16 protein-coding genes are annotated in these 24,922 nt (G+C 55.3%); 4 read left to right on the top strand and 12 right to left on the bottom strand.

Annotation, left to right across the window (positions count from 1 at the left end; all coding sequences use genetic code 11):
- Positions 1 to 80: 80 nt before the first annotated feature.
- The 3 genes from RAC89_RS24130 to serS all read left to right on the top strand — a co-directional run bounded on the left by RAC89_RS24130 (position 81) and on the right by serS (position 2,479).
- Entirely contained in the window at positions 81 to 878 is a 798-nt protein-coding gene (locus RAC89_RS24130) for a polysaccharide lyase (RefSeq protein WP_306616298.1), read from the top strand.
- A complete protein-coding gene (locus tag RAC89_RS31860; protein ID WP_483874693.1) occupies positions 878 to 1,030 on the top strand; it encodes a hypothetical protein in 153 nt (50 codons plus the stop codon). The genes RAC89_RS24130 and RAC89_RS31860 overlap by 1 nt, the downstream gene beginning before the upstream one ends.
- Positions 1,031 to 1,195: 165 nt before the next feature.
- Entirely contained in the window at positions 1,196 to 2,479 is a 1,284-nt protein-coding gene (gene serS / locus RAC89_RS24125; protein WP_306616297.1) for a serine--tRNA ligase, read from the top strand.
- Positions 2,480 to 2,493: 14 nt separating this feature from the next.
- Here serS and RAC89_RS24120 read toward each other — a convergent pair whose 3' ends face one another.
- The gene (locus RAC89_RS24120; RefSeq protein ID WP_306616296.1) at positions 2,494 to 3,384 is read right to left on the bottom strand and encodes an AraC family transcriptional regulator; all 891 of its coding nucleotides are present in this window, start codon (positions 3,382 to 3,384) and stop codon (positions 2,494 to 2,496) included.
- 149 nt (positions 3,385 to 3,533) lie between these two features.
- Between RAC89_RS24120 and RAC89_RS24115 the strand changes: the two genes are divergently transcribed.
- Positions 3,534 to 5,711, top strand: a complete 2,178-nt coding sequence (locus tag RAC89_RS24115) for an Ig-like domain-containing protein (RefSeq protein WP_306616295.1) — start codon at positions 3,534 to 3,536, stop codon at positions 5,709 to 5,711.
- 61 nt (positions 5,712 to 5,772) lie between these two features.
- Here the strand turns inward: RAC89_RS24115 and RAC89_RS24110 are convergent, their stop codons facing one another.
- The 11 genes from RAC89_RS24110 to RAC89_RS24060 form a co-directional block, all read right to left on the bottom strand.
- Positions 5,773 to 8,247: a glycosylhydrolase-like jelly roll fold domain-containing protein gene (locus tag RAC89_RS24110; RefSeq protein WP_306616294.1), complete on the bottom strand. Its 2,475-nt coding sequence runs from the start codon at positions 8,245 to 8,247 to the stop codon at positions 5,773 to 5,775.
- 78 nt (positions 8,248 to 8,325) lie between these two features.
- On the bottom strand, positions 8,326 to 9,654 hold the full coding sequence (locus RAC89_RS24105; RefSeq protein ID WP_306616293.1) for an ABC transporter substrate-binding protein: 1,329 nt from the start codon (positions 9,652 to 9,654) through the stop codon (positions 8,326 to 8,328).
- An 81-nt stretch (positions 9,655 to 9,735) separates the two neighbouring features.
- Positions 9,736 to 12,132: a glycosyl hydrolase family 95 catalytic domain-containing protein gene (locus tag RAC89_RS24100; protein WP_306616292.1), complete on the bottom strand. Its 2,397-nt coding sequence runs from the start codon at positions 12,130 to 12,132 to the stop codon at positions 9,736 to 9,738.
- On the bottom strand, positions 12,129 to 13,271 hold the full coding sequence (locus RAC89_RS24095) for a glycoside hydrolase family 88/105 protein (protein ID WP_306616291.1): 1,143 nt from the start codon (positions 13,269 to 13,271) through the stop codon (positions 12,129 to 12,131). Before RAC89_RS24095 ends, RAC89_RS24100 begins: the two co-directional genes overlap by 4 nt.
- Before the next feature lie 71 nt (positions 13,272 to 13,342).
- Positions 13,343 to 15,394: a glycoside hydrolase family 65 gene (locus tag RAC89_RS24090; RefSeq protein WP_306616290.1), complete on the bottom strand. Its 2,052-nt coding sequence runs from the start codon at positions 15,392 to 15,394 to the stop codon at positions 13,343 to 13,345.
- A gap of 38 nt (positions 15,395 to 15,432) precedes the next feature.
- On the bottom strand, positions 15,433 to 17,730 hold the full coding sequence (locus tag RAC89_RS24085; RefSeq protein WP_306616289.1) for a helix-turn-helix domain-containing protein: 2,298 nt from the start codon (positions 17,728 to 17,730) through the stop codon (positions 15,433 to 15,435).
- A 94-nt stretch (positions 17,731 to 17,824) separates the two neighbouring features.
- Positions 17,825 to 19,990, bottom strand: a complete 2,166-nt coding sequence (locus RAC89_RS24080) for a glycoside hydrolase family 88/105 protein (protein ID WP_306616288.1) — start codon at positions 19,988 to 19,990, stop codon at positions 17,825 to 17,827.
- Between the two features lie 6 nt (positions 19,991 to 19,996).
- Positions 19,997 to 21,325 (bottom strand): Gfo/Idh/MocA family protein, encoded by a 1,329-nt coding sequence (locus RAC89_RS24075; RefSeq protein ID WP_306616287.1) that lies wholly within the window; start codon positions 21,323 to 21,325, stop codon positions 19,997 to 19,999.
- A 20-nt stretch (positions 21,326 to 21,345) separates the two neighbouring features.
- On the bottom strand, positions 21,346 to 22,890 hold the full coding sequence (locus RAC89_RS24070) for an extracellular solute-binding protein (protein ID WP_306616286.1): 1,545 nt from the start codon (positions 22,888 to 22,890) through the stop codon (positions 21,346 to 21,348).
- Positions 22,891 to 22,909: 19 nt separating this feature from the next.
- Positions 22,910 to 23,779 carry a carbohydrate ABC transporter permease gene (locus tag RAC89_RS24065; protein WP_306616285.1) on the bottom strand — a complete coding sequence of 290 codons (870 nt, stop codon included), beginning with the start codon at positions 23,777 to 23,779 and terminating at the stop codon, positions 22,910 to 22,912.
- The gene (locus RAC89_RS24060; RefSeq protein ID WP_306617751.1) at positions 23,779 to 24,672 is read right to left on the bottom strand and encodes an ABC transporter permease; all 894 of its coding nucleotides are present in this window, start codon (positions 24,670 to 24,672) and stop codon (positions 23,779 to 23,781) included. The genes RAC89_RS24065 and RAC89_RS24060 overlap by 1 nt, the downstream gene beginning before the upstream one ends.
- Positions 24,673 to 24,922: the final 250 nt, after the last annotated feature.

The following is a 24,922-nucleotide window of genomic DNA, read 5'->3' as shown; positions in this document are numbered from 1 at the left end:
CAAAATTACGAAGGAGCGAATGGTGATAGAATAAGCCCCGTAAGCGCTTCACCATCCCACAAAAGAAAGGAATGTTTATTATGAAATCATGGTTTCTCACCAAGAAAACGCTCATGCCTTTAGCCCTTATTCTCGCTTTGACCACCTGCCTTGGCATCGTGTCCGCCGCCCCTTCCAGCGTCAATGTTGACTTCAGTCGCTGGAACTACGGAGAGACCTACTCGCAATCGATGGCCAATACCGATTTCGGTGCCGTTAACTGGCTTATCGGCGGCAGCCGACTGTTCGTGTCGGGGGAAAATGATCGGCATTTGCGGATTACCTACCCTCCGGGCCAAATCGGCTCCCAAAATTCGGGAGGCTCCTTTAAAGCGCAGCTCGACCCGGGTACGGAGTATACGGCGGAATACCGGGTGAAATTCGACAGCGGCTTTCAATGGGTGAAAGGCGGAAAGCTGCCGGGGATCTGCGGAGGCGAATGTAATACCGGGGGAGATGTTCCTGACGGCAAAGGCTTCAGTACCCGTATGATGTGGAGAGCAAACGGAGAACTGGTGGCATACGTGTATCATTTGGACCAGTCCGGCACCTACGGGGAAGATATTTCGACCGGATTTTCGGCACCCGCCGGAAGCTGGGTTACCATTAAGCTCCGAGTCAAGCTCAATACGGCAAACAACAACAACGGCATACTGGAGGTATGGATCAACGGCACGCGTAAAATCAACCGGACGAATCTTCGTTACATGAACGATTCCACGAAGAAAATCGATACGTTCTACTTCTCCACCTTCTACGGAGGAAGCACCTCGGATTTTGCGCCCAGCAGCACCAACTATGCCCGATTTGACAACTTCTCTATTCAAAAGGTGAATTAATCAGGCACATAAGAATTTGCCCATCTTGCGATCCGACACTTGAATGTTTCCTCCGGAATACGGTATACTACTACAAAATCACACACCGATATCATGCCAGTGAAGAGCATCCAACTCGGAGGCGTTCTCGCCAAGGGCTTCCTTGCCCCTAAGTTAACCGGACCCGCCCGTTACCGCGGAACGAAAGTGGATTGAAGGGTAGTCCCGGCAGGGGCGACACCGTTCAATCAATTTGGGTGGCACCGCGAGACAAGCGCTCCTCGTCCCATAAGGATGAGGGCGCTTTTTGTATTTTTACAAAAAAGGAGCGCGGTGTGATGCTGGAGATCAAGTGGATCAGAGAACATGCGGAAGAGGTGCAAACGGCGGCCGACCGGAAGGGAATTTCGGTCTCCATCAAGGAACTGCTGGATTGTGAAGTCAGGAGGCGTAAGCTTCAGCAAGAGGTGGATCAGGTAAGGCAGCAGAGAAATGAGAATACTAATAATATTAGTAATCTTATTAAACTTGGCAATGCGGAACTGAGCAACCACCTGAAGCGCCGTGTAAAGGAGCTGAACCTTCGGCTGCGTGAGCTGGAACAAGAGCTTGCCGCGGCCGAAAACCGTCTCAATGAGCTGGCTTTGCTGGTGCCGAACATCGTATCGCACGACACCCCGGTCGGTACCTCCGACGAAGATAACGTCGAAGTGAGGCGCGTAGGCGAACCTACCCTGTTCCCCTTCAACCCTAGAGATCATGTAGCTCTCGGCGAGCTTCATCATATGATTGACGTCCCCCGCGGGGTGAAGACGTCGGGGACACGGCACTACTATCTTCGGGGCGTGGGAGCACAACTGCACAGGGCCGTACAGCAGCTTGCGTTAGACCTCCTTCTCGTCAAGGGTTTTACGTTGCTGGAGGTTCCCTTGCTTGTGCGAGAAGAAGCTTTAACCCGTGCCGGCTTTTTCCCGCTCGGCGCAGATCAAGTCTATCGTCTGGAAGGACACGACGCCTGGCTGGTCGGCACCTCCGAGGTTCCTCTCGTCTCGTACTATGCCAAGGAGGTGGTGGATGTATCGGCGCCTATCAAGCTGGCTGCCGTCTCCACCTGCTTTCGCAGCGAAGTGGGCTCGGCGGGAAGAGACGTCCACGGACTGTACCGGGTCCATCAATTCGCCAAGGTCGAGCAGGTGATCTTATGCGAGGCGAGCCTCCAAGCTTCCGAAGAGCTGCTGCAAGAAATTACGGCAAACGCAGAAGAGCTGCTTCAGCTGCTGGAGCTGCCGTATCGGGTCATGGCCGTATGCACAGGAGATATGTCGCAGAAAACCTACAAGCAGTTCGATATCGAAACCTGGATGCCCAGCCGCAACGCCTATGGGGAAACGCATTCGTCGTCGAGCCTGCTCGATTTTCAGGCAAGGCGTTCCCATATCAGATACCGGGATGAACAGGGAAAGCTGCGCTACTGCTACACCTTGAACAATACCGCCGTCGCTTCCCCAAGAATCTTGATTCCCTTGCTTGAGAATCATCAGCTGGAGGACGGTTCGATTCGCATCCCTGCAGCCTTGCGGCCCTATATGAACGGACTTGAGCTTATTACTCCTTTGGGGTAATTCCGGTAAGCCCCCTACTCCCCTCCTACCCCCAGGAGGGGAACTCCATGTTTGCGGTATTCATTCGGCGTCATGCCGGTTTTCTTCCGAAAAAGACGATGGAAAAATTTCATATCGCGGTACCCGACGGCTTCGGCAATATGCTGTACCGTCATATCTGTTGTTCGGAGAAGCTCACAGCTGCGCTGGATACGCAAGTTCTGCAGGTAATGCGTGAAGGTGCTGCCCGTTGCCTGCTTAATCAGCTTATGCAGATGACTTGTGCTTACATAGTTATGGCCTGCGACTTCCTTGAGAGTGATATCCTCATGATACCTTTTGCGAATGAAGCGGATCGCCTCCTCAATCTTCTGCCGGCCCGGCAGAGCGGTATCCTCTTGCTCGGACATGCGGTGAAGCATCGCCACAATCTGATGAAACAACGACTGGACGATCACATGGTAGCCGGGCGATGCCTGGCGGTATTCGGTCAGCAGGGTGAGAAACAAATCGTACAGGACATGGTCCTTATCATGAAATTGCAGCCAAGGATGAGGCAAGCTGGAAGGTCGGTAGAGTGCCCGCTCAAGCAGCGAACCCGGCGGCGGAAAGCTCTGGAACATAGGAAGCGCTTCCAATCGAAAGACGCAGTTGATCACGGTCAGGCTGTTGTCTTCGGTGGACGTGGAAGGACGGTACACATGGCTGGTGCCGATGGGCAGCAGAAACAAATCGCCGCGTTTCACGGGAACAACCCGATCGTTAATGTACTGATAGCCGCTGCCCTCGCTGACATAGTTCATTTCGAATGCGTCGTGAGAATGCTGTGGGGTACGGAAAGCTTCGAGGGCATAATTCACAAAAATATGCATGCCGGGACGGAAACGGGGGCTGAAGCGGAAAACTTCCGATACTTGAATACCCATAATCGCAACACCTCCAGAATCATTTCCTCTTGTACTGCGCAGGAACGAGCATTGACCTATACAAAACCAAACGAAGCCTATATTTATGAAAGTGCCTTCATGTCATAATATCCCTGTTATCCCATTCAATAACAAAGGAGCTGTGAATGATGAAGAAGGTGAAAAAGTGGACCGCCCTGCTGCTATCTCCCCTGCTTGCGGCCACGCTGATCCAACCTGACGCTTTCGCATCGGATCCGGCTGGCCAGCTGCCGGCATTCCCGGGGGCCGAAGGCGGAGGCATGTATACGACCGGCGGACGTGGTGGAGAGGTATATGAGGTCACGAACTTAAATGACTCCGGTCCCGGATCTTTGCGGGACGCGGTCAGCCAAGGCAATCGGACCATCGTGTTCCGGGTTTCGGGGAACATTGATCTGAAATCAAAGCTGATTATACGCTCCTCCAACCTGACGCTCGCCGGTCAGACGGCCCCCGGGGACGGCATCAGCATCAATCATTTTCCTGTTATTGTTGAAGCCGACAACATCATTGTCCGGTATTTGCGGTTCCGTTTAGGCGACATCCCTCTTGGAGAAGAGGATGCGATGTCCATACGCAAGCACAAGCAAATTATCATCGATCATTGCTCCTTCACCTGGGCGATCGATGAAGTGCTCTCCCCATACGAGAACGAACATACAACCGTACAATGGTCCATCGTAGGGGAAGCGCTGCATATGTCCAAGCACAAGAAAGGACGGCACGGCTTCGGCGGCTTGTGGGGCGCGGGAAACTCCACCTACCACCACAACCTGCTGATTCATAACGCCAGCCGGAATGCCCGTTTCAAGGGCACGGTGAAGGAAGACCCGACACTAGATTTCCGCAACAACGTCATTTATAACTGGAATTATCAATCCGCCTATGGCGGAGATGCCTCCGAGCTGAATATGATCAACAACTATTTTAAGTACGGACCGGACACCGTGATTGACAAAAGGGCGCGCCTGCACGAGCAGACAGGCTCGCGGGGCTCCGTATATATTGCCGGGAACTATGTCGACGGCAACCCGGAAGTAACCGCAAACAACATGCTCGGCGTCGTTCTGGACGCCGGTAAACAGGTGCGAACCGAACCGGTGCCGGCCTATCCGGTCACGACCCATACACCAAAGGAGGCTTATGAGCTTGTATTGCAGCAAGCAGGTGCCATTTTGCCGAAGAGAGATTCCGTTGACGCCCGCCTCGTGAACGACGTTCGGGATCGTACTGGCCGGCAGATCAACTCTCAGACAGAGGTCGGAGGCTGGCCTGCTCTTACCAGCTTGCCTGCCCCTGTGGATACGGATCACGACGGTATGCCCGATGAGTGGGAGCTTCGTCATGGGCTGAACCCTGCAGATCCTGCGGACCGTAATGGGACCGGCGCCGACGGATATACGAATTTGGAGAGCTACTTGAACTCTCTCGTCGGCAACGGAACATTGAGCCCGATCGTTCGCCTGACCAAGCCCGAGCAGCATCAGCAGTTCCAGAGCAAAGGAACCGTTGTGATCGCAGCGGATGCAACGGATCCGGATGGACGTGTGGATAAGGTAGAGTTTTACGCCAACGGCCAAAAAATCGGAGAGGACACCAAGGCCCCCTTCCAGATGACTTGGAACCATGTAGCGGACGGTACCTACTTCGTCATGGCCAGAGCCTTCGACAACAGCGGGACGCAGGCGGACTCGACGGCGGTGCCTGTTCATGTCAATACTAACGGCAGCACGGCACCGTGGGTATCTGCCGATGTAGGCAATCCGGCTATTCCCGGACACACCTCTGTGACGGATGATGTTTACACCCTGAAAGGCTCCGGTAACTGGCGGGAGGACGATTCCTTCCACTTCGCTTATCGAAAGCTGACCGGTGACGGAGAGATCGTTGCCCGTGTGGACCACATCACCGATGTGACACCGCACAACCGGGCAGGACTTATGATCCGTGAAAGTCTGGAGCCGGGCGCGCGGGAAGCGATGATGGCTCTGTCCGTACGCGGAGAGGCGTATGTCGCCGTCTTCTACAACCGGGATCATGCCGGATCGCCGCTTACCGAAACACCGCCGATCGCAGGCCTGCACACGCCTTATTGGTTAAAGCTGACCAAGGCGGGAGACACGCTTACCGGCTCCATCTCCCAAGACGGCACCACATGGAGACAAGTATCGTCCACACAGCTGTCCGGGCTTGGAGAGGTTTACATCGGGATGGCGGTGGAAGCCGCGAGAGAGAACAACCTGATCAACAACTATAACACGTCGAAATTTTCAAATGTGACGGTTACCGGCTCATTGAAAAAATAGCCGCAGCCTAAGGGGGACTTATTTGCGGGAGCAAATAAGTCCCCTTTGCTTTGCTATTCCGTTACTCAAATGCCGTCAGCGTCACCGGACCGATCAAGCCCGACGGCAGCTGCAGCCGGTCGATGCGGTTCGCCAAACTATTGGTAACGGTCACCTCAAGCACGTTTTCTCCCTTGATCACAAAAGGAGTCACGTCAAACCGGTAAGGCGACCACATGACAACGCCGGCTTCCTTCCCGTTTACTTTGACCTCGGCAATCTCATAAGCCTCGCCCAGATCAAGGACCAATCGTTCAGGCAGCACATCCGTATCCCATTCGAATGCACAGCTGTAACGAACCGTACCGGACGCATGCTCCAGCCCGGCCGTATTCGACCACGAGCCGATCGCCGGAGGTTCGGCCGGTAACGAGTGCTCCCGGACACTCCAGCCCTCCGATAGAACATAGGCGTTACGTGCACGTAACGGCTTCGGAGCCTGATCCGATCCGGATGCTCTGGACGGATCAATACGAAGCACAACGCTTTGTCGGCGCTCCAGGTCCAGCTGAACCCGCTGTCCGGCTTCCGACGGCAAGGGATGGACCGGACGGACGGTGCCCGCCCAAGCATCCCAAAGCTCCGTGTACCCTGTGACGACGGTCTCCAAGCTGCCTTGATAGGATACTTCCCCTTCATTGACTGCAACGATAAAATGCTGGTTCTCCTTAATCACATGCGTTACTCTTATATCAGCGTGGCCCGGTATTAAGCGTACGGTTGGAGCTGCGTAAGGCTCTATCGCGGACACCAGCCCGTTCACATCGGATACAACCGCAGTCGCATCGACCTGGCCTTTTGCACCATCTTCAGCAGCGAGACAAATGATCGCTCCACCCTGTTCCTTAAATTTATTCAGGAAACGCACCGTCTCCGGCTCCAGCTCGTCTCCTTCCTCTAGCAGCACCATGGTATATTCGTACCCGGCAATGCGAATGCTTCCGTCAAGGACGATGCCGGCCGTCGTCAGGAGCTTCTCCTCCAAATAATTGAACTCCCATTGATTCTCGTAAAGCGGCTTCACCATACGCCAAGGCAGTGAATCCTCTTTACATACAACGGCGATGGAGGCTTGGTTGCGGCTATCCGTCATGAGCCAGCTCATCCGCTTAATATACTGTGCAATCGTTTTGTAATGCGGCCACCAAATGTTGTTCGGCCCTACATCGGGCGGTCTCTCGTTAAATCGGCGCGGTCCGTCGACGGAATAATAGAAGGCGTGCGGACTGATCAGATTGCAGCCTCGGACAAACAACCAGTCCAGGTACCATTTCATATCCCCTGCACTCAGGTTCCAGTCGTTATTTTTACCGCATACGCCCAGCACTTCATTTAAATTCCGGCGTCTTCCCCGGTGTCTCGCCGCATCGGAGGCGCACTTGGCCGCCGTGCTGTGCCTACCCTCCAGCCCGAGGTTGTTCTCCGGTGCGACCCACCGCCACACGACATCCTGTCCCGGAATCTGGAACAGCTCCAGCAATCCTATATCATCGCTTGCCGCAGGGTGACCGGTCAACGCAATGCCGTGCTTTTCGCACCATTCGCTCAGAGGTTTATAGTAGGATGCCGTCATCCGCTTCTGAACCGCTTTGCGGTATTTCGCACGCACCGCGGAAGCGGACCCGTTGGTACTGTCAAGCCAAAGCAGCGGCAGCTCCTGCTCTTTGTTCCCTTCCGCGATGAAATCGGCTAAGAAGTCCTTCGTCCAAGATTTCAGGCCCTTGATATGTCTGCGTCCCATAATCTCCGGTTCGTCCGTAAACATAGCAATGACGGTGGTGCCGAATTCATCCCTCAGCCACTCGTAATATCGCTCATGAGTGAGCCGAATAAACTTGACGGTCGCGGCCGGGTTCAGCAGGTCGGCGGAGGCAGGGACATTCGGTTCTCCGTCATCCTCCCCGAAGTGGATCCCGCGGATCGTTCCTTTGGAGAACGTCTCGATAAATAGGAGAATCGTCCATTCCGGCGCTTCCCCCTCCAGCTGCTCCAAGGAAACGGTGTCTTCCACCGGATACAGGAGGACGGAGTCCGCCGGATCGATGCTTCCCTCTGTGGATTTCTTTACCGCTTGCACCGAAACGAGTACGTCCCCCTCTCCCAGCGCATCGGACAATACCAAGCGTTCCGCTCCGGACTTCTCGACCATTTTCAAGCCTCGGCTGGCGTACTCGGGGTTCCCCTGAACAACAAGCCCCTTAGCCGCTCCGGAAGGATACATCGCTTCGTCGTACAAAATCACTTTCATTCCAAGCGATGCCGCTTCTTTGACCGCGAACCGCACAAGATTCATGTACGTGTCGGACAAGTAAGGGATCGATTCGGGGATGCCGATTCTAGGATGAATCACGAAGCCCATGACGCCTTTTTCCGCAAAATCGTGAATTTGTCTGCGCAGCTCCTCCTCGGTCAAGTTATCGTTCCAGAACCAGAACGGAATCGGTGTGTACTCTTCCGACGGATGAAGGAATTGCTCTTCCCATGTCATTCGACTCATACATCTTCTCCTTTTAGGGGACGAAAGCCCGCCCCCGCACGGATTGGACGGCAGAAGGGCGAGCTTAGCGCTTTTGAGTTATTTGGTCGCCTTTTGGGCTTCTTCGATTTTCTTGGTCGTTTCCTCTTCCGCAGCACGGAAGACCGTATTGTAATCAGGGTCGAGCATCAGCTTCGGCACCGTTTTAGCGTATGGGGTCAGCAGCGTCTTATCGAACAGCGTTTGGGTCGCCATCGGAGCAAATTTGTTATAGAACGAAGCCTTGAGATTTTTGTCCTTAAACTTGCTTTCCTGTCCGTAAGCCTTCTTGACCTCTTCATTCTTCAGAACAGGCATAACCCCCAACTTGGACAGCTTCATCTGAACCTCATCCGAAATAAGGTGTTTAATGACCTTCATCGCTTGATCCGGCTGCTTCGACATGGAGGTGACGGCAAAGTACGTCGGATACGGCTGCGAGCCAACGCCCGGCAAGCTTTCAAAGGTTGGAAGCGACACCATATCCCAGTTCATCGCTTGGAAATCCTCCGGGAATACGAACACGATGGAAGAAAGCCAAGCAAACATCGCAAGCTCCCGATCCTTCAAAAACTCGTTCCGGTAAGGCATCGCGTCCTTATGCGCCCTCATATATTCACGGTAGCCCGGTGCTTTGGCCGGCTCGACAAATACGGTTTCGAAATATTCTTTCCATTTCTCGTTGGAGAAGATCGTCGGTTTATTCGCACTGTCGACGAACGGTATAGAGAATTGGTTCATCGGCAGCATGTGCGTTTGCGAGGACGAAAGCCCCACGTATTGCTTTCCGGCTTCGGAGCGCGTCACTTCCTTCGCCAGCTTATTGGCTTCCGTCCAGGTCATGCCATCCTTAGGATAGGGAACGCCAAACTTATCGAAGATGTCCTTATTATAATACAGCACCATATTGTTATTGAACACCGGGATGCCGTACATCTTCGCACTGTCGATCTGTTTGATGGAATCTGCTACAACCGGCTCCAAGCGCCCCATATCGACGTTGTGCTTTTTGGCAAGATCGGTCATATCCAGCTGCATCCCGTTGTTAATGAGACCGTCCATGAAGCCGCCGATGGAATCCCAATAAATATCGATCGTCTGGCCGGCTGTAAGCAGCTCCTTCAACCCGTTATTAGGCTGCTTCTGCAAGTAGGTAATTGTGTAATTGGGAAACTTCTCTTTCAGCGCATTGCCGAAGCGCTCATTCCAGCTCTCCTGCGAGTCGCCGCTATTGGAGTAAATGACAAGCTCCGCCTTCTCGTTCGGATCGTCCGCCGCAGGCTTCACATCCGCAGGCTTGACGGCCTCCCCGCCGCCTCCGCAGGCGGTCAGCGCCGCAGTGACTACACTTGCCAGCGCGGCTGAGCTAATTACCTTTTTCCAATTCATGCTTTCATCCCCCACCATGATTTTATCGATTTATCCCGGAACGGATGCGTTCCGGCGGATCGAGCATAGGATATCGGTCGGTTAAAACAAGCTCAGGCGGTCGCCGCTGTGCAGTCGAAGTTCGTAGTAAGACGGGCCGAGCGTAGATGGCTTCAGCTGTTCTAATGTTTGGTTATGCAATTGCGCCCAATCGGGCAGCTTTACTATGGTTTGAGTGTCCCTGTGGGCTTGGAGCTCCGCTCGCAGCGTGCCGTCTTCCCGATTCCACTCCATCGAGACGCGGCCGGTATGGAATCTCCAATCGGTTAGCCTTCCCCGGCTCCAGCGTCCCGGCAGTGCCGGAAGAAGCTTGATCATCCCCGGCGATACCTGCAGCAGAAGCTCCTGAACGGCATTGACCCAGCCCAGGTTCGCGTCGAGCTGAACCGGCGCCGTCGGCATCGACATGGAGATCCCCATGCCTCTCCAGTCGTTATGCAGTGTAAAGAGGTTAGGCAGCAAGCAAGACCGGGTTAGGGTGTTAAGGCAATCCAGAGCACTGTCGCCGTCGCCGAGCCGCGCGTAGATGGCGGCCATATGCACGAGCGACCAGCCGCTCTGAGCGCCAATTTCCCTCTTGCGTACCGCGGTATCGAAGGCCTCAAATAAGCCGGGAGCGTTCTCGCGCGTCACTTCATTGCCGGGAAAAACAGGATATAGATGGGACAAGTGCCTGTGATTGTAACGGTCCGAAAAAGCGGGATGAATCCACTCGCAGACAGCCCCTTCTTCATTTACCCGGTAGTTTGGCAGAAGCTCCAGCATCCGCTTCCATTCCGCTGCAGCAGCCGGTTCGACGCCTATTGCGTCGTGCGCTTCTATCAGATGCTGCAGAAGCTCCTTAACAATGGCCACATCCATCGTAGCATTGATCGTTGTCGGCATTGGATGCGCCAGCGGCTTACCGTCGGTCGGCATATAGTTCTGCGGCGTATTTTCAGGCGAGACGGAAGGGTATATCTTATAAAGCCCGTTTTCATCGGTAACCAGGAAGTCCTTATAGAACTGCATCGTCTCCAGCATGAACGGCAGCGCTGTCTTCTTGAGAAATTCCACATCGCCGGTATACCGAAAGTGCTCGTAATAATGCCGCGCCAGCCAGCCGGCCGCTCCCGTCCAATTCAGAATGACCGGGACAATTTGGTTCGGCACCCCTACGCCCGGAGTCGTTCCCGCCGGAATATATATGCCCCGGCAGCCGTAAAGCTTCTGAGCGTTGCTTCGAAAATCGTCCATCAGCCCTTCATAATAGCGGAATAAGGTCGGCACCAGCGGTTCCAGCCCTCCGACATGCGCATGCCAATACATCATCTGGATATTCTCGTTGGCCATGTTATGGCACCAGACAAGCTTGTAATCGCCGCCCCAAAGTCCATACAGCCCGAAGGGCTCCGCATCCGCCGAGGCGGAGGTGCCGCTAATGAACAGGTAACGGCCGTAGGACCACATTTTGCTGATTAAACTGTCCGGAGCTTCTCCCTCGTAAGCATCGAGCAGCAGCCGTTCATTCGACTGTGTACCCTCTTGCCCATTCCCTAGCTCAAGAGAAGCGGAATGGAACAAAGGGCCATGAAGCTCGGTATGCCTCTCCAGTAATTGATCATATGTGGAGTACGTCCCGGTCAGCTCGTGGAGCTCTTGCATGAGCCGGGGCCAATCCTTCTTGCGGTCGCCGAGCACGAACGTCTTGACAACGATAAGCACGCCGGACGATTGCTCGAAGCGAATGACCTCCGACGCCCCGCTTGAGACGCCTTTATCCGGCAGCACCTTCATTACCGCGCCAAAATCCGTACCGTCATCGTTGGTTGCCGCGTACCAGACCATTTGATCGTCTGCATGGATCTCCACGGTCCCGGCCAGCTCCTTGAACTGCTCGGTATCTCCGAAGCGATCGCTCGGCAGCAGCTGCAAGCCGATCTCTCCGGAGACCGTGCCGTCCGCTCCCGACAACCGATACACTACAGCCTGATCCGCCCGAGAGACGAAGAGCTTTCTTTCAAACGACCTCGACCCGTCCTTCCAAGCAACCGTGATTTCTCCGGTTTCCATGTCGAGAGTTCTGCGATATTGACGAAAAGCGTGTTTACACGGCATATTCAGCCGAATCGCCGCTAGGGGAAACCGGGAAGCGAGCCTTGTGGCATATCCCTGCTCCTTCAGTGCATTCGCCAGCTGCCAGCTGGCCTCAAGGAATCGTTCTTCATCCATAAGCCGCCGTGTTTCGGACAAGGTAGCGCTTACATCCGGCAGCTCATCGCGGTGCCCCCAGTGCCATAGCTTGGCATGATTGAGCACTATGGTTTCTTCCTGCACTCCACCGAACACCGAAGCTCCTATGACTCCATTGCCCGAAGGGAGCGCCTCCCGCCACATGTTTCGCCACCATGAGGCGGGATACGTCATCACCAGCCGATTGGCCGTGCTTCCCTCATTCATTTTGCTGCGCCCTCCCGCAGCCGCTCAATCTCCGTACTGGCAAGCAGCAGCGGCGCTACGCCCATAAGCACGTCGCTGACGACCGGCTCGCTAAGGTAATAGGCGTAAGAGCCGTCGCGGTACTTGCGTCCCCCGAGACCCGCGCCTTGACATATCTGATGCAGATGAACGCCCTGTTCATCCTCCGTCACGAAGCGGCTCAGGATGCCCTCATAGGCGCGTTCGACCGACTTGCGGCTTACTTCAGACAAGTAACCGAGTCGAATCCCCTTGGCCATCGCGTAGGTCAGCATACAAGAGCCTGACGCCTCAAGATAGTTTCCTTCGCGGCCGTTGCAGTCCATAACCTGGTACCACACGCCGCTCTCCTGATCCTGTACGCGGACGACAGCTTGCGCCATTCGCTCAAAGATGCCGGCAAGCTGACCGCGCTTCGGATGCCGGACCGGGAAGTGCTCCAGCGCATCCACTAGCGCCATAGCGTACCAGCCCATTGCCCGGCCCCACACATGGCGGGAGCGGCCTGTGGCGCCGTCGCACCACCGCTGCTCTTTGCTTTCATCCCAGGCGTGGTGAAGCAAGCCCGTTTGCGGGTTGCGGGTGCGACGCTCCACGAGCAGCAGCTGATGCGCCGCCTCATCGAACCAGCTCTCCTCGCCGAAGGTGCGGGCAAATTCCGCCATGAACGGCGAGGACATATATAAGCCGTCCAGCCACATTTGGAACGGATAAATTTTCTTGTGCCAGAAGCCGCCCTCGTCCGTGCGGGGCTGCCCGGCCAATTGATCGGTAAGCAAGCGTGCCGCCTTTTCATACTTGGCATCGCCGGTTTCTCTCCAAAGCCGCAGCAGATTTTTCCCTTTGTTGATATGATCAAGGTTATATTCTTCCACGGAGTAGCCCTGAATGGAGCCATCCTCATGAACAAAGATGTCCATATGCCGCTTGACGAAGTCATGGTAGCGGGACTCACCCGTATGGTCGCCGAGCCAGCCGAACGCGGTAAGCGCCATCCCGGCGACATACCCCCATTTGTTAGCAATATTCGGATGAAGCCCTTCCTCGCACCGGGACAGGATGGACTCCGCCACCCGCACCGATAAGCGCTGATCCGTCCTAGCTTGCGCAGCGGTCTGCATCTTGTGAATTCCTCCTGTTTAAACTGTATCGTTTATAGCTTGAGGCACCGATATCAAGTCAGGTTACCTAGCTACATCCAAGGCTTAAGCCCTTCCCACTTCACCGTCCAGCTGCCGTCGCGCGGAAAGCCCGGGTTCGGCTCGCCTTCGTAGCCCTTCCATCCTGCTGCCATCATGGCTATTGCGGTAAGCACTCCGCCGTTCCCCGGCAAATACGCCGTCAGGCCGGGACGCTGGTAATTATGACCGTTGGTCAAGTAGGTGTTCTTCGTTGCATCCATCAGCAGGAAATCGATGGCAAGCTCCGGCTCTCCCAGTCTTGCCGCCGTCATCGCGCACATCGGAAAATCCCAGCCCCACGCGGAATCCCACATCCATACTTCCTTCACCTTGTGGAGTGTCCGACGCATGGCTTCCGGATCGATCAGCGTACCGGGCAGAACACCAAGGGCTGCCACCATGGACGGATGATCCCTGTTCTTCTCCGTGAACGTATCCGTACACAGCTCGTGCGCCAAATACACGCCGTCCTCCTGCGGAGGCGGTGCCATGGATGCCGCTACCTCGGCCCAGCGGGGGTTCGCTTCCACACCCAGACGTTCAGCCCATTGAATGGCCAGCTCCAGTCCGTGCTTCCAGTATTCCAGCTCGTAAGGGGGATTCTTGCTGCCGCTTAGCGGATGACACTCCTGAGACGGAATTAACGGCGGGCCCAGATCGTACACGCGTTTCTCTTCGTCCAAATGAGCATAAGACACCATGAAATCGGCCGATTCAAAAACAATGTCCCGATAATGCTCTAACGTTTCCCGAGTCGGGTTCGCCTCATAGAGCAAACCCGCCATGACCATCGGATGCGGCTGCTGCCAGATTAGGCCGGGCGCGACCGCCGACGGACAAGGCTTCCCGTCGAAGCCGACCATCTTCGGCCAGCGCGCGCCTTCGTAGCCTTGGGAGGCAGCCAGATCGCGCGCAATCGGCAGAATGTCGCGGTACCAGCCCATGCTCTTCTGCAGGTACTGCTCGCGGCCCCACAACGGAAAGTGAGATGCGTGCCACCAGTGCATTTCGAGATGCGCCTTGCCGAACCAGCTGTTGTACATCAGCCCGGTTTCCTGCGGAGGCAAGGAGCCGCCGCTGTGCATAGCGCAGAGGAACTGCGAAAGCACAACCCGTCGCTCCAGCTCGAAGGCTCGGGGATCGGAGCTGCCGGCGAAGTCGATAGCCGCTCCGTTCATCCAGAAGCTTTCCCAATACCGCTCGCTGGATGCTTCAATATCTCGGAAGGATGGCGTTTCAGGAGACTGTGTTGCAAAACCGACACTAAACTCCAAAGTATCCGATTCACTTCCCGGGAGTAAGGTAACCTCGTGAGCGCCTGTCTTGAGCAAACGGCCGGAGCTCCATTCCCACGCTACTTCATAGCCGTCCTCATCCATGCTTCGTTTCAGCAGCGCCCGATGCTCCTGTACCTCCGCTAGCTCCGTAGAATGTCTGTCGTCGTTCTCCCAATCCGGGAACACGGACTTCGCCCATGCCGTATGAATCATGTCAGGGCCTGGGAAGCGTACGAACACCTGCAGCCTGCCCTTCCCAATCAGCGGCGACTCCACATGGACGCCGACGGTATCCTTCTCGGAATGACACGCTGTGGTAACCCGAACCGGTACTCCCTGCACGGTATATTCGCTGGTAATCGTTCCTGTCCAAAGGTTCAGCTTCTGACGAATATTCGTCACGTCGCTCGCCTGTGCCTCCTCCCCGGATTCCCCGAGAAAGCGGAAGGAGATTCGGCCGAGATGCAGGCGATGCGGATTTTGGCGAAGCCAGTGGTACGCCTCCGCCTTGTCGCCGGGCTTCATCGGATAGCCTACAAGACGGCCATACGTATCAAACATCTGATAGGCGGCATCCTTCTCGGTGAACCGGTTATGGCCTCCCGTGAAATGCCAGCCCCAATGAGACTGTGTGCCAAGAGGCACTTCATACTGCTCGGGAAAGGACTGCAAGCCGGTAATATCGCAGCTGAAGGCAAACTCTCCGTTCCCTACGGTGAAAGGGGACAGCGGATCCCACTTGGTCAGTTCGGGATGATGGCGCTCTACTATATTTTGTCTGTCCATGGCTCCTCCTTTGTATGAACCGGCCGATTCCCCATTCCTTACTCTAAGGGGGAATCGATTCGGGTTTTCATTACATCCCGGTATTTTCCCGGGGTAATGTCTTTGAATTTGCGGAAGCTGCGAATAAAGCTGTTCTCATGCTGATAGCCGACCATAGCGGCAATATCCGAAATACGGGCATCCGTCTTCAAAAGGAGCTCCGCCGCCCGTTCCATGCGCAGCTGCGTTAGGTAGTTGTAGATGGTCTCTCCCGTTTCCTGTTTGAACACCTGACTGGCAAGACTGCTGCTGATGCCGATCGATTCGGCGATCTCCGGAATGCCGATCGGCTCGTCAAGCCGCTGCTGCATGTAATCGATCATTTGCTGGCACATGATAAAGTCCTTGCTCTGGGCAAGCCGGTAAAACCGCTGGACCAGCGCCGCGACCCGTCGCTGCAGCTCCTCTTGAATATCCTCCAGCCGCAGCGTATCGAACTGCTCCACAAACGGCTCAGCATCCGTCTCCTCAGCCGGACGAAGCTGTTCGATGCGCTCGGCAGCAGCTTCCAGGAAGGAAACGACAGTAGACGGATAAGCGTCTTGCTTGCGCAGCCGTTCGAACACCGCGTTTAGCGTCGCCTGCGCCGCGCTCTCGTCGCCGGCCTTAATCGCGAGCGTCAGCTCCTCCAGCAGCTGTTCCGCCGGAAGGGGCTCTCCCACCTCATGCGCGGATACCTTCTCGAACTGAATGATCTGTCCGTAGCCTTGGTACACGCGGTATGCTAGTGCGTTTTCCGCTTCGAGCATAGCCTGCCTCAGCCGGGTCATTTCGGTAAGCGGCGTACTGATCCCGGCAGAAACGCTAAATTTTAACAAATGAAAGACGACTTGAATCGCTTCGGCCAGCTTACGCTCCATCCGCTCCTTGGCCTTGGCTATCGGGATGTCCTCGCGGGACTGAAGCAGAATTGCCGTTTGGTCCTTGCCGAAGTCCGCACAAACGATGCGCCACTGCGGCTCGAATAGCTCGGCAACAATATTGGCCAGTGCAAATTTCATCAGAGATCGGTCCGCATCGGTATAGGTACGCGACCATGCCTCATACCGGTCGATCGAGAGAATCGCTACCTGGATCGGGGCTGAACTCCACTGCGTAAAATAACGATTCCATTTTTCCTGAATGTCGCGTTTTCCCGTCAGGTTCGCGGTATAGATGTCATATAACAGCTTAGAGGCCGCTTCCGACATCGTCTCCCGTACGAGCTGGGACAAATGGGCGTGATTGCTGACCAGCTCCCCGGCGAGCTTCTCCAGATTAATTCCCTCCGCGCCGGCTACACCCTTACGGTCATATACGCTAAAGAGCTGCTTCAAGCGGCGAACCGGACGGAAGGCTGCAGCATTGATATAGAAGATGGTCGCTCCGCCCACGGCAAGCGCTGCGATAGAGACCAACAGCACCGTATCCCGCACCTTCTTGGATTTCGCCAGCAAGCTGTCCTGCTCGACGATGGAAACATATTTCCAGCCAGTGACGGGAGATTCCAACTGATTGACGAGCAGCTTACGGTTATGATAGGTCAGATCGCCGCTGCCCTCCTCCTTTAGAACCGTAAGCGCTTCCCGGATGGCCTCGCGGTCAAAATCGTAATTCGAGGAGGAGTAGAGAACATCGTCCTGCGTATCGATGATGAGGCGGATACGGCTGACATTATTGATCGAAGGAGGACTGAGCTTCGCGAACAATTCCTCATCCTTGAGATTGACCGCCACAATGCCGCGGAACTCGCCTTGAATCATAATTTTGCGGAACAAGGTCACGTCGGAAGCGTTTCGGCCTGCGCCCTCCGGTACATCCCGCTTCTGGATCACCGTCATCTTATCCCCGAATTCCTTCTCGACGCCGATCCATTCCGAATCGATGAAGTTCAGCTTGCTGGAGCTGTAGCCCTGCGGGATTGCAACGAAGCTGCCTTTCTGAATATCGTAAATATAAATGCTCTTGACATACTTGGAATTGCTGATCAAGGTGGACAGCAGCTGATACATGTCGGAAATGTTCACAATCGAATTTTGGTCCGCGCTTGTAAAAAATTGATAAACGCTTTTGTTCAAACCGACCTGTATGGCCACCTGGTCGCTTTCCTTGATCGATTCGTCGATCACGCTCATATTGAGCTGCAGCATCTGAAGCTGCGGACCGCTAAGCTCCTCCTGCAGCACCGACTTGGACGTATAGTAGGAGGTCATGCTCACGGCCAAAATAATAAGGAATACGGAAAAGGTCAAAATCAATACAAGCCGGGCCTGGGTATGAGCCAAATTGTACTTTATCCATTTCTTGAGGGATTGCATAACGAATTGTTCCCACCTTATGCCGAGTATCTTCTCATTATATCGCGATTTGGTCCCCAAGACACCCCGCCCGGACAAGTATTCCCGGCCTTCGTCAGCTCTTCCTTCCCAGCTCCCCGATCATGCGCTCCGTCTCAATGCCGGCCAGCAGCACAATGCCGATCCCGTGCGTATCGTTCAAGTTCCAGCCCAAATCATGCTTGTAATAGGCATTGCTGTGGGACCAGCCGGAGCCCTTGCATACGCCGTACAGATTGCCCCGTTTGTCAATGGCCCGCTCGCAAAGGCCTTGCCAGCCCGCAAGCACCGCCTCGACGTACGGCTCCTGCTCTTCCAGCCACCCATGCCGCACACCGAGGGCGAAGCCGTAGATGAACATCGAGGTGCAGGAAGCTTCCTCGTAGGACTCATGGTCGATCAGCACCTGATGCCACAAGCCGTGCCTTCCTTGCAGCTTGCGATACCCTTCGGCCAGCTCCCGGTAGAAGGCAAGCACCGGATCATACCGCTCATGGGTCTCCGGCAGGACACCGAGCAGCACGGCCAAGGAGAAGAATACCCAGCCGTTGCCTCTCCCCCAGGTTGCTTTGGAGGCCAATCCCTTGCTGACGTCAAAGACATGCGCCATAATGCTGCGTTCCGGAATGAACAAATACTTTTTGTACAACAACAGCTGTCGGGCGGCCTCGTCGATGTAACGGGAGTCGCCGGTCAGCTCGGCATACCTGCACAGGAACGGCACGCTCATGTACATATCGTCACACCACATGGTATTGTGCATGTTAGGCGAGACGCCGATTCGGCGGTAAAGCGCCCCGTCCTCCATCCGGTCCTGCACGTTCATAATGTACTCCGCAATGTCGTCAAATACGTGGCTTGCGCCCTTAAGCGGCCGAACGCGGCTTGCAGTAATCGCCAAAGCGCCGAAGGAGCCGCAATCGTCCAAACTATCGATATGCGACAGCTGATTGTTCAAACCAGCCGCTCCGAACCGTTCGCGATCCCATAACGAGTAAGCGTATGTCGAGGTAGCGAACTCTACATGCCGGGTTACGTAATCGATCAGGTCGCTGCGCTGCAGCAGCTTGCCGGTTTCAAGCAATCCGGATAGGGTGACCCCGAGCGGGTAGTTCCATTTTCCGAACAGCTCGTTTTCCAGAAACGGCCGAACATGGGCTCCGGGCTGATCCGTCATCCAGAAGAACGTGCCTTCTCCGGTTGAAGCTACTGTGTCCATGCTCAAATACGCCGACGCATCCGTTTCCTCCTCTTGCGGAAACGGTCCTAAGTAAAGCCATGAACCGGAATAACCGTGCACCTTGCGGGGGGCGGCGAGCTCAAGACCTCCCTGCAGCGGCTCCAGCTGAAAGCCCCAGCCCTGCTCCCCAGCGGAGCATCGGATCAACAGCTCCGAGCTTCCCGGCGGCGCCTCGAGCATCACGGTAAACTCACCGCCCTCCAGTACAGAGTGAACCGTCCGGCCCTGCCACTGGATCGATAGAGGGCTGTTCGCCCTGCCGCGGATCACCGCCTGCTTCTGCGACCCGGTCTTGTTCACAACGGTCGTCCATGCGTAAGCCGCCGCATCCGAGCGGTTCCCGAACAGCTGATCGAGCCGGCCTTGGTCAATTCGATTCACCACCGGCAGCCACATGGCTTCCGTCGCCTTCTCGGACACCGTAGCCTGCGGTATGTCCGTCAGCTGACGCTCCAACGGGGCCGTATAGAGCCAGCCCTCCTCCCCCTCCCGCTCCTTGGACGGGGCGAGGAAGTGAAACGGCTTGTTTTTGCGGTTGCTCGTGCCGAACTCCGCACCGCATGCTCCCCCGGCCCCTTTGGCCAGCTCCAGCACGAAGTGGTTCCAGCCGCGGGTGAGCGATAGCTTCAGCTTCAGCGGTGCCGCTTCCGCCCCCTCCTCAGCGGGAGACGAGCCGAAGCGCTTCTCCCCGTTATGGAACAAACGCACCGGTCCATGGCATCGGATGAAGAAGATGAAGTCCTGTGCTTGATCGATCCAAAGCTTTGCCCATGCATAGACGTACTGCCCTTCTTGCATCTCCGGAAACATGCGGGCGACAGGAAATTCATAGACGTGATGTTCAAGCTTGCGAATGCCGCTCTCCCTGGTCACCCGGTACACCGGTCCGTGGGGCGGGTTATCACCGATGTAGCGCTGGGCCATGACGGAGAGCACATGCGGGATGCTGCCGCTCTCCGTTTGGGATGCCATGCTGTCGGCCGGGTCGAAATATGGGTTCATGCTGGGTTATCCTCCATTCCTTACAAGCGACTTCGCCGCGTCCTGCTTCTCCCCGGAGATGACCTCGGCAATCGTGATAGGTCGATGCTCCTTGACGGATCGCCATACCGCTTCTCCGGTAGCGACCGAATACGCTCCGGCTTCCGCCCCCGATAACACGCGGTAAGGCCGGCTTTGGTCCTCTCCCATAAACAGATCCTCCAGCAGCAGAGGATCGCCGCCGCCGTGTCCTCCTTCTTTATGCACCACGTGAATCGTTTCCTTGGAGCCGAAAAGCGGGAAATAGTCGATTGTCTGCACCGGTGTCGGGAACGGCGTTCTCTTCGGAGCATGGTACTCCATCGTTTCCAGGCGTCCCTTCGTGCCGTTAATGGCCAGACGGTAGCCCTCATACGGCAGAGAGAAGTTCACCGAATAGCTGAGCAGCGCGCCGCCGTTGTACCGAATGGAAGCCGTATACGTATCCTCGATGTCGATTTCGGAGTCGAAAATGCATCGGTCCGGACGATAATCGGAGTAAGGGAAAGCCTGTTTTTCCGCCGTGAGCGATTCAAGGTGATCGTCCGGTATGCGAATATTTTTGCTGCGGGCATTCCACCGGGAATAGTAATCGCAATCAGCAGTGTATTCACAAGTGCCGCAGTATCGGCCGTCCTCCTTCTTAGGATTCGCCTCGCCTTCCGCGCCGTAATAGTTCAAAGCGCCGTAAGCGAACACCTCCATCGGCTTCTGGTCGATCCACCAGTTCACGAGGTCGAAGTGGTGCGTGCACTTATGTATGGAGAGTCCGCCGGAATGCTCGCGGACCCGGTTCCACCGCTTGAAATAACTGGATCCGTGATACGTATCCAAATACCAGTTCAAGTCGATGGAAGTAATGCGGCCGAGCTTTCCTTCGAGGATCAGCTCCTTAATCCGCGTATGAATCGGGGCGTAACGGTAATTGAACGTTACCGTTACGGTCCCTTTGCTCGCTTGTTCCGCTTCCAGCACGCGTCGGCAGTCCTCGCCCGTCGTAACCATCGGCTTCTCGGTAATGACATCCAGATCGCGCTCCAGCGCAGCGATCACATACCGGGCGTGCGTATCGTCACGCCCGGCTACGATGATGACGTCCGGCCGGGTTTCGTCTACCATCCGGTCAAAGTCCTGCTCCCCGTATGTTTTCACATCGGCGTGCTCAGGGTACCTGGACCGGTACAGATCGAATCGGACCGGGTCCCGGTCGAGCAGCCCCACCAGCTCGCAGCTGGCGGAGAACGTGCTCAGAATCGGCTTGGCGAACATGCCGAGCGCCCTACCGCTTACTCCACAGATTGCATAACGCTTCTTCATGATCAGATCACCGTTCCCTCTTATTTCTTCACCTTGGCGTACCAGTCTTGCACACGCTTCGTAACGGCATCGCCGCCCGCCTGCTTCCAGCGGCTGACGAATTCATCGAACTTCTCCAGCGGCCAATCGCCGATGACGATTTTGGTCAAATACTCTTGGAACAGCTTATGCGACTGAATGTCGGGGTACCCTTCGTATACCGTATTCGGCAGACCGTCTCCCGCTATTCTGCGGGCATCCGCTGTGCTGATAGCGAAGATGTCCTGCACCATCTTCTGCATGTTCTCCGGGATCGTCTCCTTAATCCGAATATCCATATCCGCCTTCGTTGTCAGGTTGCGCATGCCGAGGGCGATCGGACGGCTGTCCTCCGGCGGCAGCAGCACCTTCTTGCCGTTCACCACCTGGTGCTGCTGACCCTCCAGACCGAAACGAATGAATTCATCGTTGTTCTGGTCGTAGAAGAAATCCAGCAGGCGCAGGGACGCTTCCGCATTTTTCTTCGCTGCGGCAGGAATAATCCATTCCGGCTCGCCCATGCTCTTCTGGGTGACGAAGCCCTGGAACCCGTTCGCCTTAGGCACAGGCATACCGACGATGTAAGCGTCCGGCTGTCCCTTCAGCATGGCCGTGTACCGGTCACGAACGTTGGCCGGAAGGTGATACCAGCTGCCGACCAGGTTGTTGTTGATTTTGGCCTGCCACACATCGCCTTTATTCAAGAAGGTTTCGTTATCAAGCAGCTTCTCAGCATACAGCTCGCGAATATAAGCGATTGCGGCCTTCATGTTCGGCGTTACACCTGCGTATTGGATTTTGCCGTCATAAATATCCCACTCGGGGTTCCCTTCCCACATAGCTACGCCGTACATGCCGAACAGATGGTCCATCCATTTGCCGAATTCGCGTCCCGAGGTCGGCAGCTCGTCTTTCTTCCCGTTGCCGTTCGGATCCTTATCGCGGAATGCCTTCAGCACTTCCTTGTATTCCTCCGTCGTCTTAGGCATCTGCATGCCTACCTTATCGAGCCAGTCCTTTCGGATCATCGGAGCCCGCTCCGGTACGAGGAACACTTTCGGAATGTAGTAAATATGGCCGTCCGGAGAGGCGGAGCGAACGATATCCCAAGCCTCCTTCGGAATGTTCTTCCACACGTTCGGCGCATATTTCGGCAGCAAATCGTCCAGCGGCAGTGCGCCTCCCTGTCCGATGAGCGTCTGCTCTACCCCGCCGATAGGACGAAGAATGTCCGGCAGATCGTCGGAAGCAATGAGCAAATTGAGATACTCGGTAGGCTCGGAGCCCGGTGGCGTCGTCATGAGCTTGTATTCTACCCCGGTTTTCTCGGCAACATATTTCACGTGGGGGTTATTGCTGTCGGGGATAGTGCCTACGCCCATATGGCTCTTGAACACCTTCACCTGAACTGGCTTCCCGTCTTTAGCAGGGGTATCTGAAGCTTGAGGGGCTTCGCCCCCGTTCGAGCAGCCGCTCAGGGCGGCGGCAGCCATCACGGCGGTGAGTGCGGATAGCTTGGCTGATGTTAGGAATGCGGATTTCGTCATGTGTGGATCCTCCCTTTTTCTACTCTTTCAACGACCCCACCATGGAGCCTTTTACAAAATACTTCTGCAAGAACGGATATACCAACACGATAGGAATGGTGGCGAACAAAATCGTCGCCGCCTTCAGCGTGGTCGTATTGAACTCATAATCGCCCAGGATCAAATTCACAGCCGCAAGCTCCTCCGGTGAGGTCAAATAGGCGCGAAGCTTCATTTGCAGCGGCCACAAAGAAGGATCCCGGATAAATAAAACCGCCCGCTGGAACGAATTCCAGTACCCTACAGCATAGAACAGGCTGACCGTGGCGAGAACGGGCTTCGAGAGCGGCAGGTAAATGCGGAACAGCACGCCGGCATCGCTGCATCCGTCGATTCGGGCCGAATCGTAGAGCTCCGAAGGTAATCCCATAAAGAAGGTTCGGATGATGATCATATTAAAGGTACCGATTAGGCCGGGAAGAATCAATGCCCATAGCGAATTCATCAGCCCCAGCTCGCGAACCGTCAGGAAGAACGGAATGAGCGGAGCATTGAAGATCATCGTCACGACAATGGCCAGCATGATCGCCTTCTTGGGCAGGAACTCCTTATGCGACAGCGGATAAGCCATGAGCACGGAGAACAGCATGCTGAGGAACGTTCCGAGCACCGTAATGTATACGGTAACGCCGAAAGACATCCACAAGCCCTTGTTCTTCAAAATATGTACCCAGGAGGCCGGCGTAAACTCCACGGGCAGCAGGAACACCTGCTTCGAATCGGCGGCGATCGGCGAGCTGAACGACACGGCCAGCAGCTGCAATAGAGGAAACAGCATCGTAGCGGCGGCGATCGCCAGCATGGCGTAGTTTAATGTCTGAAAAAGTTTCTCTCCCGCGGATAGTCTCATTACCACAACCCCTGTTCCGTTTTTCGTGCCAGCCGGTTAAATGTCCATAACAAGGCGAAGCCGATGACCGATTGGAATAACCCGATCGCGGTCGTTACGCTGTATTGCCCCTGCAGCACCCCGGCGCGGTACACATACGTCTCGATGATATCCCCGACGGAATACGTCATCGGTGTGAGCAGGTTGAAAATTTGGTCGAAGCCGAGCTCCAGGAAATTCCCTATGTTGAGCAAGAACAGCACCAGAATGGTCGGGAACATCACCGGCAGCGTGATATGCAAAGTCTGCTTCCACCGGTTCGCGCCATCCATGACGGCCACTTCATACAAATTCGGGTTGATACCTGCGATGGCCGCTAAATAAATGATGGTTCCCCAGCCGACCTCCTTCCAAATTCCGGAGATCACCACGATGGTTCGGAAATAAGCTTGCTCCTGCATGAACAGAACCGGCTCCAAGCCGAACCAGCCGCGAATCGAGTTGACGACCCCTTGGGAAGCCAGCAGCTCGAATACAATCCCCCCTACGACGACCCAGGACAGGAAGTGGGGGAGATAAAAGACGCTTTGTATGACCCGCTTGGCCAGCATGACCCGCAGCTCATTTAATAGAAGGGCCAAAATAATCGGCGCCGGAAAACCAAAGATCAGCTGATACAGCGCAATGACCGCCGTATTGCGGAGCACATGGTAAAAATCCTGGTAAGTAAACAAATAAATGAAGTTGTCCAAACCTACCCAGGAGCTGCCCAGAATACCTTTGAAAATCTGGTACTTCTGAAATGCAATGATACTGCCCGCCAGCGGCACGTACTTGAAGACAAGATAAAATGCCACACCTGGAAGTGCCATCAGATACAGCATCCAATGTTTTCTCATGTTCGCGAGATACATACTTACTAATGTGGGCTTGCCTGCCGGTGCTTTGCTTTTGGCGGACACTAGCTTCTTCTGTGGGTACACTTCTGCCACCGCCACTACCTCCTCTGCTTCGATACCGCCATCTTACCGCCCCCCGGCTTGTGAATTCAACTGACCATTTCTCCATGGCATGCACAAATACGCGAAACCTTGCCCTGTCGGGGATTTCGCGTAGTCTTAAGCTCATATATCCATGTTTTCTGGCTTATCGGTTGGTTCCGTG

It is taken from the genome of Paenibacillus sp. GD4 (assembly GCF_030846225.1).
GTDB lineage: Bacteria > Bacillota > Bacilli > Paenibacillales > NBRC-103111 > Paenibacillus_G > Paenibacillus_G silviterrae.
Note: the sequence above shows the minus strand (reverse complement) of the source record. Positions and strands in the feature narration are given on the sequence as shown.

Excerpts from the sequence above, each read along its gene's own strand:
- RAC89_RS24130 (WP_306616298.1), top strand. The coding sequence starts at position 81 with ATGAAATCATGGTTTCTCACCAAGAAAACGCTCATGCCTTTAGCCCTT.
- serS (WP_306616297.1), top strand. The coding sequence starts at position 1,196 with ATGCTGGAGATCAAGTGGATCAGAGAACATGCGGAAGAGGTGCAAACG.
- RAC89_RS24120 (WP_306616296.1), bottom strand. The coding sequence starts at position 3,384 with ATGGGTATTCAAGTATCGGAAGTTTTCCGCTTCAGCCCCCGTTTCCGT.
- RAC89_RS24115 (WP_306616295.1), top strand. The coding sequence starts at position 3,534 with ATGAAGAAGGTGAAAAAGTGGACCGCCCTGCTGCTATCTCCCCTGCTT.
- RAC89_RS24110 (WP_306616294.1), bottom strand. The coding sequence starts at position 8,247 with ATGAGTCGAATGACATGGGAAGAGCAATTCCTTCATCCGTCGGAAGAG.
- RAC89_RS24105 (WP_306616293.1), bottom strand. The coding sequence starts at position 9,654 with ATGAATTGGAAAAAGGTAATTAGCTCAGCCGCGCTGGCAAGTGTAGTC.
- RAC89_RS24100 (WP_306616292.1), bottom strand. The coding sequence starts at position 12,132 with ATGAATGAGGGAAGCACGGCCAATCGGCTGGTGATGACGTATCCCGCC.
- RAC89_RS24095 (WP_306616291.1), bottom strand. The coding sequence starts at position 13,271 with ATGCAGACCGCTGCGCAAGCTAGGACGGATCAGCGCTTATCGGTGCGG.
- RAC89_RS24090 (WP_306616290.1), bottom strand. The coding sequence starts at position 15,394 with ATGGACAGACAAAATATAGTAGAGCGCCATCATCCCGAACTGACCAAG.
- RAC89_RS24085 (WP_306616289.1), bottom strand. The coding sequence starts at position 17,730 with ATGCAATCCCTCAAGAAATGGATAAAGTACAATTTGGCTCATACCCAG.
- RAC89_RS24080 (WP_306616288.1), bottom strand. The coding sequence starts at position 19,990 with ATGAACCCATATTTCGACCCGGCCGACAGCATGGCATCCCAAACGGAG.
- RAC89_RS24075 (WP_306616287.1), bottom strand. The coding sequence starts at position 21,325 with ATGAAGAAGCGTTATGCAATCTGTGGAGTAAGCGGTAGGGCGCTCGGC.
- RAC89_RS24070 (WP_306616286.1), bottom strand. The coding sequence starts at position 22,890 with ATGACGAAATCCGCATTCCTAACATCAGCCAAGCTATCCGCACTCACC.
- RAC89_RS24065 (WP_306616285.1), bottom strand. The coding sequence starts at position 23,779 with ATGAGACTATCCGCGGGAGAGAAACTTTTTCAGACATTAAACTACGCC.
- RAC89_RS24060 (WP_306617751.1), bottom strand. The coding sequence starts at position 24,672 with ATGTATCTCGCGAACATGAGAAAACATTGGATGCTGTATCTGATGGCA.